This is a genomic window from Salinicoccus sp. RF5 (genome assembly GCF_020786625.1).
Classification (GTDB): domain Bacteria; phylum Bacillota; class Bacilli; order Staphylococcales; family Salinicoccaceae; genus Salinicoccus.
This window is the reverse complement of the sequence record NZ_JAJGRC010000002.1, coordinates 1-13,288: the sequence shown is the minus strand read 5'-3', so window position 1 is coordinate 13,288 and position 13,288 is coordinate 1. Positions and strand designations below refer to the sequence as shown.

17 protein-coding genes and 1 rRNA gene are annotated in these 13,288 nt (G+C 47.4%); 2 read left to right on the top strand and 16 right to left on the bottom strand.

Going from position 1 to position 13,288, the window contains the following annotated elements; genetic code table 11:
• Positions 1-11 precede the first annotated feature (11 nt).
• Positions 12-857: a 4-(cytidine 5'-diphospho)-2-C-methyl-D-erythritol kinase gene (ispE, locus tag LLU09_RS07015; RefSeq protein WP_228311143.1), complete on the bottom strand. Its 846-nt coding sequence runs from the start codon at positions 855-857 to the stop codon at positions 12-14.
• A gap of 243 nt (positions 858-1,100) precedes the next feature.
• On the opposite strand from ispE, the gene LLU09_RS07010 reads away from it, so the two are divergent.
• Positions 1,101-1,664 carry an NADPH-dependent FMN reductase gene (locus LLU09_RS07010; RefSeq protein WP_228311142.1) on the top strand — a complete coding sequence of 188 codons (564 nt, stop codon included), beginning with the start codon at positions 1,101-1,103 and terminating at the stop codon, positions 1,662-1,664.
• Positions 1,665-1,746: 82 nt separating this feature from the next.
• Here LLU09_RS07010 and LLU09_RS07005 read toward each other — a convergent pair whose 3' ends face one another.
• The 5 genes from LLU09_RS07005 to metG all read right to left on the bottom strand — a co-directional run bounded on the left by LLU09_RS07005 (position 1,747) and on the right by metG (position 6,363).
• A complete protein-coding gene (locus LLU09_RS07005; protein WP_031547719.1) occupies positions 1,747-2,010 on the bottom strand; it encodes a Veg family protein in 264 nt (87 codons plus the stop codon).
• Positions 2,011-2,085: 75 nt separating this feature from the next.
• Positions 2,086-2,982 (bottom strand): 16S rRNA (adenine(1518)-N(6)/adenine(1519)-N(6))-dimethyltransferase RsmA, encoded by an 897-nt coding sequence (rsmA, locus tag LLU09_RS07000; protein ID WP_228311476.1) that lies wholly within the window; start codon positions 2,980-2,982, stop codon positions 2,086-2,088.
• 1 nt (position 2,983) lies between these two features.
• Positions 2,984-3,538, bottom strand: a complete 555-nt coding sequence (gene rnmV / locus LLU09_RS06995) for a ribonuclease M5 (protein ID WP_228311141.1) — start codon at positions 3,536-3,538, stop codon at positions 2,984-2,986.
• A gap of 75 nt (positions 3,539-3,613) precedes the next feature.
• Positions 3,614-4,378, bottom strand: a complete 765-nt coding sequence (locus tag LLU09_RS06990; RefSeq protein ID WP_228311140.1) for a TatD family hydrolase — start codon at positions 4,376-4,378, stop codon at positions 3,614-3,616.
• Between the two features lie 11 nt (positions 4,379-4,389).
• Positions 4,390-6,363: a methionine--tRNA ligase gene (metG, locus tag LLU09_RS06985; protein WP_228311139.1), complete on the bottom strand. Its 1,974-nt coding sequence runs from the start codon at positions 6,361-6,363 to the stop codon at positions 4,390-4,392.
• Positions 6,364-6,667: 304 nt separating this feature from the next.
• Between metG and LLU09_RS06980 the strand changes: the two genes are divergently transcribed.
• Entirely contained in the window at positions 6,668-6,946 is a 279-nt protein-coding gene (locus LLU09_RS06980) for a transition state genes transcriptional regulator AbrB (RefSeq protein WP_031547729.1), read from the top strand.
• A 28-nt stretch (positions 6,947-6,974) separates the two neighbouring features.
• Here the strand turns inward: LLU09_RS06980 and rsmI are convergent, their stop codons facing one another.
• From rsmI to rrf, 10 genes are all read right to left on the bottom strand, one after another.
• A complete protein-coding gene (gene rsmI, locus LLU09_RS06975) occupies positions 6,975-7,799 on the bottom strand; it encodes a 16S rRNA (cytidine(1402)-2'-O)-methyltransferase (RefSeq protein WP_370632476.1) in 825 nt (274 codons plus the stop codon).
• The gene (locus LLU09_RS06970; protein ID WP_228311137.1) at positions 7,735-8,049 is read right to left on the bottom strand and encodes a GIY-YIG nuclease family protein; all 315 of its coding nucleotides are present in this window, start codon (positions 8,047-8,049) and stop codon (positions 7,735-7,737) included. Before LLU09_RS06970 ends, rsmI begins: the two co-directional genes overlap by 65 nt.
• Positions 8,042-8,770 carry a tRNA1(Val) (adenine(37)-N6)-methyltransferase gene (locus LLU09_RS06965; RefSeq protein ID WP_228311136.1) on the bottom strand — a complete coding sequence of 243 codons (729 nt, stop codon included), beginning with the start codon at positions 8,768-8,770 and terminating at the stop codon, positions 8,042-8,044. The genes LLU09_RS06970 and LLU09_RS06965 overlap by 8 nt, the downstream gene beginning before the upstream one ends.
• A 36-nt stretch (positions 8,771-8,806) precedes the next feature.
• Positions 8,807-9,121 carry an initiation-control protein YabA gene (locus tag LLU09_RS06960; RefSeq protein WP_031547735.1) on the bottom strand — a complete coding sequence of 105 codons (315 nt, stop codon included), beginning with the start codon at positions 9,119-9,121 and terminating at the stop codon, positions 8,807-8,809.
• Positions 9,121-9,930, bottom strand: coding sequence for a PSP1 domain-containing protein (locus LLU09_RS06955; protein WP_084217768.1), 810 nt, complete (start codon positions 9,928-9,930; stop codon positions 9,121-9,123). Before LLU09_RS06955 ends, LLU09_RS06960 begins: the two co-directional genes overlap by 1 nt.
• A gap of 6 nt (positions 9,931-9,936) precedes the next feature.
• Positions 9,937-10,851 carry a hypothetical protein gene (locus tag LLU09_RS06950; protein ID WP_228311135.1) on the bottom strand — a complete coding sequence of 305 codons (915 nt, stop codon included), beginning with the start codon at positions 10,849-10,851 and terminating at the stop codon, positions 9,937-9,939.
• Between the two features lie 12 nt (positions 10,852-10,863).
• Positions 10,864-11,193 (bottom strand): cyclic-di-AMP receptor, encoded by a 330-nt coding sequence (locus tag LLU09_RS06945; protein WP_040106344.1) that lies wholly within the window; start codon positions 11,191-11,193, stop codon positions 10,864-10,866.
• The gene (tmk, locus tag LLU09_RS06940; protein WP_228311134.1) at positions 11,190-11,822 is read right to left on the bottom strand and encodes a dTMP kinase; all 633 of its coding nucleotides are present in this window, start codon (positions 11,820-11,822) and stop codon (positions 11,190-11,192) included. The genes LLU09_RS06945 and tmk overlap by 4 nt, the downstream gene beginning before the upstream one ends.
• Positions 11,819-13,066, bottom strand: coding sequence for an Orn/Lys/Arg family decarboxylase (locus tag LLU09_RS06935; RefSeq protein ID WP_228311133.1), 1,248 nt, complete (start codon positions 13,064-13,066; stop codon positions 11,819-11,821). Before LLU09_RS06935 ends, tmk begins: the two co-directional genes overlap by 4 nt.
• 99 nt (positions 13,067-13,165) lie before the next feature.
• Positions 13,166-13,280 (bottom strand): 5S ribosomal RNA (gene rrf / locus LLU09_RS06930).
• Positions 13,281-13,288 lie beyond the last annotated feature (8 nt).

The window sequence follows — 13,288 nt, the reverse complement described above, 5'->3', positions numbered from 1 at the left end:
GCTTTCAGCAATCATCCAAGCAATCTTACTTTATAAACTTCGTTGCAGCATCCCTTCATTGCATTGTAGAGATGCGTTGCCTGTCTCTCTTTGTGTGCGAACCCGAAGATTGTCGGCCCGCTTCCACTCATCATGGCACCATCCGCACCATTGCTGAGCATCGTATCAATCAGCTTTCTGACATCCGGGTACTTCTTCATCGTCACTTCCTGAAGATCATTCTTCAGGCCCTGCACCATCAGGGCATAGTCTCTGCTCCTTATCGCTTCGACCATCTCCGGGGAAGCCGGTTCATTTTTTCCAGGCTCGAGCGCCTGGTAGATTGTCCTTGTGGAGACGTTCACTTTGGGCTTTGCCAGTACCACCCAGGCATTCGGGGGTTTGGGCAGGTGCTCTATCTGTTCCCCTCTTCCTGTTGCCAGCGCCGTGCCCCCATGCACACAAAAAGGGATATCCGACCCAAGCTTTCCTGAGAGCTCGGCGAGTGTATCGATATCGAGTTCAAGGTTGTAGAGGGCGTTGATGCCCCTGAATGCTGCAGCAGCATCAGCAGATCCACCGGCGAGTCCTGCAGCAATCGGTATGTTCTTTTCGATTGAAATGGTCACGCCGCTCGTGATGCCATATGTGTCCATCATGAGCTCCGCTGCCTGATAGGCGAGGTTCCGGCGATCTGACGGCACATACTGGTGTTCGGTCTCAATGACTATCTTTCCATCTGTTCTTTTCTCAAAGGAGAGCTGATCGTTCAGATCGACGGTCGTCATGACCATATTCACTTCATGATATCCATCGTCCCTTTTGTATAGTGTATCCAGAGTAAGGTTGATCTTGGCTGGTGCAGTTTCAAAATGCATGCTTTCACTTCCATTATACGGTCATTTTTGTATCAGTTTATCATAAATCCACCGGCTACAATATGACTTTGGGATATCTATTTGGCCTCATCACCCATACATTAACTGAAAAGGGTTAAAATGGAAATGACCTTCAAATGATAAGAAAAGGCCAAAAGGCTTGAAATTTGATCTGTTTAATGTAATATATAAAAAGTAAGTTACTTTTTATAACTAGAATATATCTTGATGGAGGAATCATTTATGGTCAAAATTGGAATCATTACAGGCAGCACGCGTCCAGCCCGGGTCAATCTGCAGGTTGCAGAATGGGTTAAGGATTTCGCGGAAAAGATGGATCTCGAGGCACAATTCGAAATCGTCGACATAAAAGAGTATGACTTCCCCATGTTCAATGAAGATGTACCCCCTGCCATGGCGAACAAGGAATATTCCCAGGATACGGTGAATGCATGGTCACAGAAGATTGATGAACTCGACGGTTTCATCTTCATCACTCCTGAATACAATAAGAGCATCACTTCTTCCCTGAAGAACGCCATCGACTATATCGGACCTGAGTGGGGAAATAAGGCAGCGGGCATCGTCGGCTACGGTTCCACTCTTGCAGTCGCAGCAACATTATCCCTGCGCCAGATCCTCGGCAACCTGAACATCGCAACAGTCACACCATTCGGTGCATTCAGCCTCTTCACTGATTTTGAGAACATGACGACTTTCAAACCGGCGGAGATCCACAATGCAACGATGGAAAATGTCATCACCACAACAGTCAACTGGTCCAAGGGACTCAAGACAATCAGATAGCAGAAAAGGACAAGCCAAAGCTTGTCCTTTTTATTTGCTGCAAAAAAATAGCCGCCATCCTGGGATGGCAGCCGCCGTTCGCTTATTGGATTACAAATGCTTCTCTCTCTTCATTATAGAATGTCACTTCAACGTTCGATGTCAATACATCCGTATATGTATATGACACTCTTTCAAAGCTATGTTCCTCCTGATCGAGTTCTACGACGAAGACAGAAGGATACGTCTCTCTAAGAATACCCCGTCGTTCAATCAATTTCTTGCGTCCTCCATTTGCACGGAGTAAAACTGGATTACCCAATTGACAATCAAGAATATTTTTGATGTCGACTAAAGTTTTTGGCATTTGGCCCACCTCACTACACCCATTATAGCAAGTTTACATAATTCTGTCAAAATTTCGTATAAATTCAGTCAATTTTCAGACTTTCCCACTCACCGTGAGTTCAGGAAAAGCTTTGACTGCATCATATATTTTAGCAAAATCTTCTGTAGAAAGGCTTTCGCCGCGCCGTCTTGGATCGATGCCGGCCTGCTCCAGCATCTGATGGATTACATCCTTTTTCTTCTTGCCATCTTCGAAGATGCTTGAATAGTTGTTCAGGATCGTCTTCCGCCTCTGGCCGAATGCTCCTCGTGTCAATTTGAAGAAAAGCCCTTCATCCTCCACGTTCACCTTCGGTGCCTCACGGCGCACCATCTCCACGATGATGGAGTCAACATTCGGCGGTGGCATGAATACCGATTTCGGGACATTCTGGACCACGCGCGCCTCGGTGAAATAGTCGATTGCGATGGACAACGACCCATACGCCTTACTGCCTGGAGTGGCGCTGATCCGCTCCCCCACTTCCTTCTGCATCATGACATAGAAGCGTGCAATCGGAAGGTTCTGCTCCAGGAAATTCATCAGTATCGGCGTTGTAATGTAGTAGGGCAGATTCGCTACGACAATGACCTCATCACACGCCGAAAATTCTTCGGCAATCGTTTTTCTGATATCCGCCTCCAATATATCCTCGTTGATCACTTCAATATTGTCGTATGGGGAGAGTGTGTCCCGGAGTACAGGAATCAGGCGCTGATCGATCTCGAAGGCGACCACTTTACCCGCACGCTTCGCAAGCTGCTCAGTCAATGAACCGATGCCCGGGCCCACTTCGATGACGCCGGTACGCTCTGTGATGCCGGCCTTGTTCAGCACCTCCCTGATGACATTCAGGTCGATAAGAAAGTTCTGCCCCAGGCTCTTCTTGAAGGTGAAGCCGTGGTCTTCCAATATTTGTTTTGTTCTTCCTACTGTCGCAATATCCTTCATTCTATTCACCTTTTAATTCATTTAATATGCGTTCCACCTGTGCATGTCCAATACTGTAGCGGTTCAGCTTCCTCCTGAGCTGTCCCGCATTGGCATAGCCGATATTCAGCTGATTGCACAAGTAGGTCCGACGATTTGCAGCTTCCCTGTTGCCGGAGAGGCCCCACCGGACCATATCCTGGATGGTGATGGTCTCTTCCGGCTCCGACACGCTCGTATAAACCTTGGAGAGGCTTTCTATGATGTCCTCCACGGAGGCGTGTTCTATGCCGATGCCCCCGTTCCGTCCCTTTGCTTTCGCCCGCGGCATGAATGCCTCTTTGATGTCGGGGAACCTTTCGAGTATCGTATTGCGGATCTTCTGGCCGGGGTAATCCGGATCTGTAAATATGATTGCACCTCTCGTGGCCAGCGCCACTTCTATTTCGCGCATCACCGTTTCATCGATTGCAGAACCCTTCGTCTCTATTGTTTCACAGGAAACAGCTTCGTTCAGACGCCTTGTATCATCCCTGCCTTCAACGATGATGACTTCTTTTATTGCCGGTCTGTCCATATATGCACCTCATTTTCATAATATCACATTTTTCATGCAAAAAATAAAACCACCGTCGATGCGGTGATTTTATTTCTATATCCCAAAAAGCCTTTCGGCGTTATCTGTTGTCTGTTTTGCCAATTCCTCATAGGGCATCTCCCTGAGCTCGGCGATCTTTTCTGCAACGAGCTTCACATGGGCAGGTTCATTCCTTTTCCCCCGATACGGATGAGGTGCCAGATATGGCGCATCCGTCTCCACAAGCAGCTTGTCTATCGGCACATGCTTGGCAATTTCTTTCGGGTCCTGGGCGTTCTTGAATGTTACAGGACCACCAAGCGAAACATGGAAGTTCATGCCGATGACTTCATCTGCAACTTCAGGGGTACCACTGAACGCATGCATGATGCCCCCGACTTCATGGGCACCTTCCGACTTCAGGATTTCAACACAGTCCATTGTCGCTTCACGGTTATGGATGATGATTGGAAGATTGACACGCTTGGCTAAGGCGATCTGCTTTTTGAAGATTTCCTTCTGGACATCATGTGGAGACTTTTCCCAATGATAGTCCAATCCGGTTTCTCCGATGCCGACAATCTTCTCATGGCTGGATAGCTCCTCTATCCATGCAAGATCCGCGTCTGTGCAGTCGATGGCATCGACAGGGTGCCATCCGATGACACCATATATATTGTCATATCGATCAATCAGGTCCATCGTACGTTCAATCGTCTTCCTGTCGAAGCCGACGACCACCATCTTGCCGACACCCGCTTCTTCAGCGCGTTCGATGACGGCCTCCAGATCCTCTTCATATTGGTCTGCATTCAGATGTACATGCGTATCAATAAGCATGATATGCCTCCTTATTTGACTGTACTGCCATTCTCGATTCCGCTCGGTACTGATATCAGCGTCAGGTGATTGCCCTTCTCGGCTGTAAGGATCATGCCCTGGGACAACTCCCCACGAAGCTTAACCGGTTCGAGATTCGTCACGACAAGCACTTTCTTGCCGACGATATCCTCAGGTTCATACGCCTCACGGATTCCGCTTACAATCTGACGTTTCTCACTTCCTAGGTCCACCTCGATCTTGAGGAGCTTGTCCGCTTTCTTGATGCCTTCTGCATGGATGACCGTCGCAACTTTGATTTCCACCTTGTCGAAATCCTTGATTGTGATCTTCTCCGCATCATCTGCTTCTTCGTCTTCTGACTCTGGCGTGTCCGGAGTCATCAGATCCTTGATATGGGAGACTTCCGCCTCCACGTCCAGACGCGGATAGATCGGTTCCGGCTTATTGATCATCTTCCCAGCTGTACGGATACTTCCGTACGACAGGATGGAGTCGAACGTCTGAAGCGATTCATCCGTCACGTTCATCTGTCTGAAGACCTCTTTAGGCCCATGTGTCAGATATGGTTTCAGGAGTATTGCGATGATGCGGATGTTTTCTGCCAGATGGACCATGACACTGCCCAATGCTTCGCGCTCCGCCTCATCTTTCGCCAGAACCCATGGCTGCGTCTCATCAATGTATTTGTTCGTACGGCTGATGATCGTCCATACCGCCCTGAGTGCCTTGTTGAATTCCATCTCCTCCATGTTTGCTTCATAGAGTTTGACGTTCTCATATACAGTACTCTCCAGGCTTTCATCAAATGCATTATTGTGTCCCGTGTAGTCAGGCAGATTGCCGTCGAAGTACTTGTTGATCATGGAGATTGTACGGTTGACCAGATTCCCGAGGTCGTTTGCCAAGTCATAGTTCGTACGGTCGACAAAGGCTTCCGGTGTGAAGACGCCATCAGAACCGAATGGTACCTCACGCATCAGATAATAGCGGAGCGCATCAAGACCATAGCGATCCACAACCGTCTCCGGATAGACGACATTGCCTTTGGATTTCGACATCTTGCCATCTTTCATCACCAGCCAGCCGTGGCCGAGTATCTTCTTCGGCAGCGGCAGATCGAGCGCCATAAGCATGATCGGCCAGTAGATGGCATGGAAACGGACGATTTCCTTCCCGATCATATGGACATCAGCAGGCCAGTACTTCTGGAAGAGGCCGTCATCATCCGACTCGTAGCCGAGTGCCGTAATGTAGTTGCACAGGGCATCTATCCATACATACACCACGTGTTCCGGATTCGATTTGACGGGCACGCCCCAGTCGAATGTCGTACGGGAAACCGCGAGATCTTCGAGGCCCGGCCGGATGAAGTTGTTCAGCATTTCATTCCTGCGGGATTCCGGCTGGATGAAGCCCGGATTCTCCTCATAGAACTTCTCGAGGCGCTCTGCATATTTACTCATTTTGAAGAAGTAGCTCTCCTCTTTGACGAGTTCCACTTCATGTCCGCTTGGTGCCATGCCGCCGATCATGTTGCCGGCATCATCCCGGTAGACTTCCTCGAGCTGGGTTTCTGTAAAGAACTCTTCATCCTCCACGGAATACCAGCCTTCATACTCACCAAGATAAATATCGCCCTGCTCATAGAGCTTTTCGAATATCTTCTGGATAGCAACCTTATGGCCTGGACTCGTGGTACGGATGAACTGGTCGTTGGTGATTTCGAGAAGTGACCATAGTTCCTGCATATATGCAGCCATATCATCCACATACTTTTGGGGCGAGATGCCCATTTTTTCTGCTTTTTTCTCTATTTTCTGGCCGTGTTCGTCTGCACCGGTCAGATAATAGACATCATATCCGCGCATGCGTTTATATCTTGCCATGACATCACATGCAATCGTTGTATAGGCGTTGCCGATATGCAACTTTCCACTTGGGTAATATATCGGTGTGGTGATATAGTAAGTTGGTTTCTCCATGCTCTTCCTCCTATTTGTTCATCTATTAAATATAACCAATTTAATATTTTTTTCAATATTATCAGGTTTATCAGTGGTTTATATTGGCACTCGAGGAAGCAATATGCTATAATCAGCAAGAACTCAACAATCGGATGCAATGTGTTTATTGACATTCATCCTTAAATATGATAAATCACGTTTCATTAAATAATTCTTGGGTATTCAATCTAGATACTGATCCTCCCTTTTCATGATGTCTTCTGGACATGGACAGGAAGGTGGAATAGGTCAAGTGGATGAATGAAATTATGGAGGGATTCTTATGAAATCAACCGGGATAGTACGTAAAGTGGATGAACTTGGACGGGTGGTCATTCCTATAGAACTGAGACGTGTCCTTGATATCGAAGTCAAGGATGCGCTTGAAATATATACGGATGACGATACGATCATTCTCAAGAAATATAAGCCGCAGATGACCTGCGCCGTCACTGGAGATGTTTCGGAACAGAACATGCGTCTTGCGGACGGCCGAATCATTCTGAGCCAGGAAGGCGCAGAGAAGCTCATCGAAGAGATTCAGTCAAAAATGAATAAGTAATGCATAAAAAATAAGCGGCGACCACCGCTTATTTTTTTGTTTCATGAAACTCGTCATAGACATCCTGCTTCTTCAGCCCGCGGACTTCCGCCACTTTCTTGATTGCCCGTTTTGGTGTCAGCCCCTCTTTTATGAGTGCCTCCACATGCTCGGCTGCTGGAATGTCGAAGTGCACCGATTCTGGTTCTGCTCCTTCGATGACGATGACGAATTCCCCTTTCAATGGGATTTCTCCGTCCAGCAGACCCAGCATTTCAGAGGCCGGTCTTCTTACATGCTGTTCGAATTTTTTCGTGATCTCCCTCGATATGCTGATCATCCTTTCTCCATCAATATCTGCAATCACCCCCACGGTATCCTTTACCTTATGCGGCGATTCATACAGTACAGATGTCAGCTCATGTGTCATGATCTCCTTCAGCTTCTTCTTCCGCTTTGACCCCGTTTTCGGCAGAAAACCGAAGTATGTGAATTCATATGACGGGATGCCGCTTGCGACAAGTGCCAATGTAAAAGCCGAGCCGGATGGGATGACCACGTATTCAAGCCCTTCCTCCTGCATCCGGGCGACCAGTTCAAAACCGGGATCGGAGACGACCGGCATTCCTGCATCGCTCACCAGTGCAAATGTCCGTCCTTCCTGCATCTCTTTGATGATGCGGCCTTCGGATTCCTCCTTATTGAAGTCATGATAGGCCCTGAGGGGCGTGTCGATTCCAAAATGATTGGCCAACTTTCTTGTTGTACGTGTGTCCTCACACAGTATCACATCTACAGTCTTGAGTGTTTCAACCGCCCTGTACGTCATGTCTTCCAGGTTGCCGAGCGGCGTCCCCGTGATATAGAGTTGCACATCCATCCCTCCTGATCAATGCCAGCTTTTCCTGCCTGGTCAATTTTTTTATTGCATGCTCCCGCTTCAATGCTTCACCTTTCGTATCATGGCCCTCATGATAAAGGAGTTCCACCGGCCCCCGGCTGCGTGTATACTTGGCGCCCCTTCCACTGTTATGCTTCTCCAGCCGCTTCGATACATCTTTTGCATAACCTGTATAGAGGGTATCATCAGCACATTTCACGATATATACAAAATGCTCACCCATAATAGACCGCCAGCATCTCTTCCGTATAGTTTCCCTGTAAGTCATAAATATAGAGTGGAGGCAGAACGTCTGCATAGGCCTGACTGTTGAATATGGCCTCTATCAGCACGAACAGCGCTGTCCCGGATGTCATGTCGTTATAGACGTACTGCAGGCGCCTGACGCGGAATCCTGCATTGAAGAGTTCATTCACCACTTCCATGCTCCGTTCAGCACGATGGACCATATACAACCTGCCCTTGTTCTTCACCAGAAAACGTGCCGCACCGATGACCCCTTTGAGGTCGATGTGGATTTCATGGCGCGCTATACTGTGCGGTCCTTTGTTCTTCAGCGGCTGATTGTTTGTGAAGTAGGGTGGATTCACTGTAATGACATCAAAGCTGGAATGCTCATACATTTCCCTGACGTTTCTGATGTCTCCCTGGCTCACCCGTACCTGTGATTCCTTGCCATTCATTACGATACTGCGCTCTGCCATATCGACGAGTTCAGGCTGGAGTTCCACCCCTTCAATGGGAAGCGCAGTCCGGTGTGACAGCAGCAGGGGGATGATGCCATTTCCAGAACACAGGTCTATAATGCTGCGGTCCCTCTTCAAAAATCGTGTGAAGTTTGCCAGCAGCAGCGCATCCACTGAAAATGAAAACACCGCCTTGCTCTGGATGATCTTCATCGACTCCCTGAACAGTTCATCCACACGTTCTCCATCTTTTAACATGTCTTCACCCTCAATAAATAAAGCGGCCGAAGCCGCCTAGTTGTTCCTATGCTGAAGGAAGCCCTGGCAGAAGAGACAATCTTCGCCATGCCGGTGTGTGCCGAAATGGATACTGCACACATGGAACCCTTCATCATAAAGGTTATTTAAAGTATTCTGCTTGAATGACTTCGCCTTCTCGGATTCTTCTTTTGCCAGAAGCTGTTCGTAGTTGTCCTTCTCCATCTGCAGGCTTACATTCTCCTCGACGAGGCGCACCGAGAGCTCCTTCAGCGTCTGAAGTTCCTCATACATATGGTTCATATCCGCTTCAAGCTTGCTGATGTGTGTAAACAGTCGTTCGCGATCCATTACTGCACCCCGCCGGCTGCGTTCAGTTCGTCACAGTGATATTCGCGGATATAGTCATCCTTGTACTTCACTTTGACGACCAGATCCAATATGTTCATGCCGATCACAACAGCACGACCATCAGGCGTCTCGATCGTCTGACCGACATCAGGCATCTGCTCGCGTGCATCTTCATAATACTCATCTTCATAATTCAGACAGCACATGAGACGACCGCAGGCCCCTGATATCTTTGTGGGACTCAACGAAAGATCCTGGTTTTTGGCCATCTGGATACTCACCGGAACGAAATCCCCAAGGAATGTCGAGCAGCAGTGTGCGCGTCCACATGGTCCGATGCCGCCGAGATATTTTGCTTCGTCCCGTACCCCGATCTGACGCAGCTCGATGCGCGTCTTGAAGCGCGTCGCCAATACACGCACCAGATTTCTGAAGTCCACCCTTTCATCAGCCGTGAAGTTGAAGATGAGCTTCTTGCGATCCAATGTGTACTTGGCATTGACAAGCTGCATGTCGAGCCCTTCCTTTACAACCGCCTCTTTGCAGAAGCCGAGTGCTTCCTGGGCCAATGACTGGTTGTTATGGAAAGTCTCCACATCTTCTTCTGTCGCCCTGCGGACGAACCGGCCGTCCGGTTCTACAATGTTATCTTTTGGGACATGGTAGTTCGGCTTTACAACGCGCAGCATTTCAATACCGCGTTTTGTCTCCGTGATGATGAAATCATCGCGTTCCACCTTGTCTTCTTTAGCTTCTATATAAATATTATCGAAATAGTCCAATTGGGTAGCAGTGATGAGTTCTATCATAATCATTCAACCTTTCGAGCAGATAACCATACTTTCAAATACGAGCATTGGATGCACATTGGACTGCAGCAGGCGGTTTGCGGTCTGAATTTCCTCCAGCATGTGCGACAGCTTTTCTATACGCTGTCCTGACTTCATATTCTTCACTTCATCCCCAAAGGGTCTGAAATCCTCAAGATCCAGGAGTTCATGCAGACACTGCCTGACGTAGCCGTCGATCATCTGCAGGAGGAGGCCGTAATCCCTCCTGTTCTGGCATAGATCGATCATTGGCTTGATTTCTATCAGTACGAGGGGGTGGTTCCCGAGCCACTTTGCTGAGAACGCCATAGCAGCCTGCCTCAGATCCGAAAATGATGCCTCGAGATCTTTCACATGCTGGGCGTTCAGAGCCAGTACATCTACGGTGGTAAGTTCTGCCTGACTCAATGAATCCAGCATCTTGATCCGATCATTGCGTTCACCTTTTATATGGATGTGCTGTGCCCTCGAGTGGATGGTCGGAAGTATGCTGCTTTTATCTATGGTAAGCAGTATTGCAATCGTCTTGTCCGGGGGATCTTCAAGAAACTTCAAAACGCTGTTTTCTGCCTGAGGTGTGAGCTTTTCGAAGGCTTCGATCACATAAACCTTATAGTCGGATTCTGTGGGCTTGCGGTTCATCCTCCGTACAAGATCCTCTATCGCTTCTTTCTTGATTGTCGTTTCCGAGGTTTCAAGATAGAAATAGTCCGGATGGTTGCCTTCTGATATAAGCCGTGCATGCCTTGGAGTATCTCCAAGGATGTTCAGTGCAAAGTATTCACCATAACGTTTTAAGGTCTCTATTGCATCCCCTTCGAACATATACGTATGACTCAATCTGCCGTTTTCTATAATTCGATTCAATTGATTTTCGACGACGCTGTTTTCTGCCTTCATAGCACTTCACTCTTAAAATCTTTCAAATTGTTCTATAGGCAGTACAAATACTGTTGCGCCGCCCACTTCAACCTCTACAGGATAAGGGATATAGGAGTCAGCGTTTCCTCCCATTGGTGTGACTGGAGCCACTGTCTGCTCCCTGTTGCCACATGTATCATCAATCAGTGTGAGCAATTCGTCCACACGCTCATCTCTGACACCACAAAGGAAGGTTGTGTTTCCCGCCCTCAGAAATCCACCTGTTGTAGCAAGCTTTGTACTCCTGAAGTCTTTTTTAGCCAACCGATCAGCCAGCCTCTGACTGTCATGATCCTGTACAATAGCAATTATCATTTTCATGACTGATTCACCTCTTGATTCAAGTATTGGTTGATTACTTCTATTGCATCTTCCATCACCTTATCCGGTGATTGGCTTGCATCTACTGTCTTAATGCGTTCCGGGAAGTTTTCTGATAATTCATTATAACCCATAACAACATTTTTATGAAAGTCTATTTCTTCGGCATCCAGCCGGTTATGCTCCCGGTTATTGCTGCTGATGCGCTCAAGACCGATTTCAGGATCCAGCTTCAGATAAATGGTCAAATCCGGCATATGGTCTTCTATCGCAAAACGATTGATGGACATTACTGCCTCGGCGCCAATATGCCGTGCATAACCTTGATAGGCAATGGAGCTGTCTATAAAGCGGTCACACAGGACGATCTTGCCTGCTTCCAGTGCAGGAAGGACCTTCTCCATCAGATGTTGGCGTCTGGACGCAGCAAAAAGCAATGCCTCAGTCCTTTCATCCATATCATTCCCTTTGGCCAAAAGGATTTCCCTGATCATTTCGCTGATCCCTATGCCACCAGGTTCACGCGTCATGATCACTTCATGCGATTTGGAAAGATGTTCGAAAATCCGGGCGATGAGCGTCGTCTTTCCCGACCCTTCCGGCCCTTCAAATGTTATGAAATGGCTCATTGGTCACCCTCATTATTATAGTATTGTAAATTATATTTTATACCTTCTATTCTAACATGATTATGAAGATAGTGCTTAATCGATTTGAGGTGGCTTCCTGTGATCACTTCATTTTCATGGACAAGAGGAACACCCGGAGGGTAGGGTACGATGCTTTTTACACATATTCGACCCTTCAATATATCCACCTGCCCATCAACCGGCTCGAGTTCCCTTCCCTTGAACTCCATCTTTTGGATACGTTCGATGAGCAATGAAAATGGATAGCTGTCCCCTTGGTGGAAGAGAGGAAGGCAGAACAGGACTCCTTCATCAGTCACCATCTCCGGATAGATATGAAGGTCAATGAAGCTCGCATGCAGCATGAAAGGACTCATGCCATTGTAATTCAATAGAAGCTTCGCCGGGTCATCCTGTTCCTTAACTTCGATCCCCTTACTTTCCATTGCTTCAATGAGTATCTTTCTTTTTCGGAAGAATTCCCCTGATGTATAGTTCAGATAGAATTCATGCGCCTGCTCCATCGAAAGCAGGAGCAGGTAGGAAGGGCTCGATGTCTCGAAATAATTGATGTATTTCATGATCCTTTCATACAGGGTTTCATCCCTTACAAAGATGACTGAAGACATTGTCAGAGCAGGCAGCATTTTATGATATGACTGGATCGCAATGTCTGAAGCGAATTTCATCGAGGATGAGGGAAAGCTTTCTGCTATATCGAGGTGCGCTCCGTGGGCTTCATCGGTCAATACCAGACTGCCATAGGAATGAATATGATCAATCATACCTTCGATGTCAAAGCATTCTCCATTGTATGTAGGATAAGTGATTATCACTACCTCTCCTGGATGAAATTCAGTCATGCAGACCACACTGCGATCAATCTCTTGAAAAGTGCTTCCTGCAAGATCCAAAGCATGGTAGACGGATTTATGAGCGCCCCTCACAACAATGAAATGGTGATGAGTTCGGGAAAGTGCATAGATGGCAGATATGATGCCATTTGTAGTTCCATTCACCATCAGTTGCGCTTTGTAGCCTTTATATTTCTCTGCAATATTTACATTCAGTCGAGAAAGCACCTCCACAGGATCATGAAGATCATCAAGTCCTTCTATTTCTGTCATATCATAACTCCAGTCCAGTTTCGACAACTGACCGATGGTGTTATTTTTATGTCCAGGTACATGCATTGATATGCTTTCGGCATCAATTTTTTCAGTTATTCTTTCATAAAGTTCCATATATTCACCACTGGTCCATATGTTTTCCTTCAATTATAAGCAAAAGGTGTCCAGAAACACAAAAAAAGGATTCCTATAAAGGAATCCTTTTATGTAATTGCCCGGCGGCGTCCTACTCTCACGGGACGTCAGTCCAACTACCATCGGCGCTGGAGAGCTTAACTGCTGTGTTCGGCATGGGAACAGGTGGGGCCTCTCCGCCATTGCCACCGGACAATATTC

Excerpts from the sequence above, each read along its gene's own strand:
- LLU09_RS06990 (WP_228311140.1), bottom strand. The coding sequence starts at position 4,378 with ATGCTTATTGATACGCATGTACATCTGAATGCAGACCAATATGAAGAG.
- LLU09_RS06960 (WP_031547735.1), bottom strand. The coding sequence starts at position 9,121 with ATGGATCGCGAACGACTGTTTACACACATCAGCAAGCTTGAAGCGGAT.
- metG (WP_228311139.1), bottom strand. The coding sequence starts at position 6,363 with ATGGAGAAACCAACTTACTATATCACCACACCGATATATTACCCAAGT.
- LLU09_RS06950 (WP_228311135.1), bottom strand. The coding sequence starts at position 10,851 with ATGAAGGCAGAAAACAGCGTCGTCGAAAATCAATTGAATCGAATTATA.
- LLU09_RS07010 (WP_228311142.1), top strand. The coding sequence starts at position 1,101 with ATGGTCAAAATTGGAATCATTACAGGCAGCACGCGTCCAGCCCGGGTC.
- rnmV (WP_228311141.1), bottom strand. The coding sequence starts at position 3,538 with ATGGACAGACCGGCAATAAAAGAAGTCATCATCGTTGAAGGCAGGGAT.
- ispE (WP_228311143.1), bottom strand. The coding sequence starts at position 857 with ATGCATTTTGAAACTGCACCAGCCAAGATCAACCTTACTCTGGATACA.
- LLU09_RS06965 (WP_228311136.1), bottom strand. The coding sequence starts at position 8,770 with ATGTTAAAAGATGGAGAACGTGTGGATGAACTGTTCAGGGAGTCGATG.
- LLU09_RS06980 (WP_031547729.1), top strand. The coding sequence starts at position 6,668 with ATGAAATCAACCGGGATAGTACGTAAAGTGGATGAACTTGGACGGGTG.
- LLU09_RS06970 (WP_228311137.1), bottom strand. The coding sequence starts at position 8,049 with ATGGGTGAGCATTTTGTATATATCGTGAAATGTGCTGATGATACCCTC.
- rsmA (WP_228311476.1), bottom strand. The coding sequence starts at position 2,982 with ATGAAGGATATTGCGACAGTAGGAAGAACAAAACAAATATTGGAAGAC.
- LLU09_RS06945 (WP_040106344.1), bottom strand. The coding sequence starts at position 11,193 with ATGAAAATGATAATTGCTATTGTACAGGATCATGACAGTCAGAGGCTG.
- LLU09_RS06935 (WP_228311133.1), bottom strand. The coding sequence starts at position 13,066 with ATGGAACTTTATGAAAGAATAACTGAAAAAATTGATGCCGAAAGCATA.
- LLU09_RS06955 (WP_084217768.1), bottom strand. The coding sequence starts at position 9,930 with ATGATAGAACTCATCACTGCTACCCAATTGGACTATTTCGATAATATT.
- tmk (WP_228311134.1), bottom strand. The coding sequence starts at position 11,822 with ATGAGCCATTTCATAACATTTGAAGGGCCGGAAGGGTCGGGAAAGACG.
- LLU09_RS07005 (WP_031547719.1), bottom strand. The coding sequence starts at position 2,010 with ATGCCAAAAACTTTAGTCGACATCAAAAATATTCTTGATTGTCAATTG.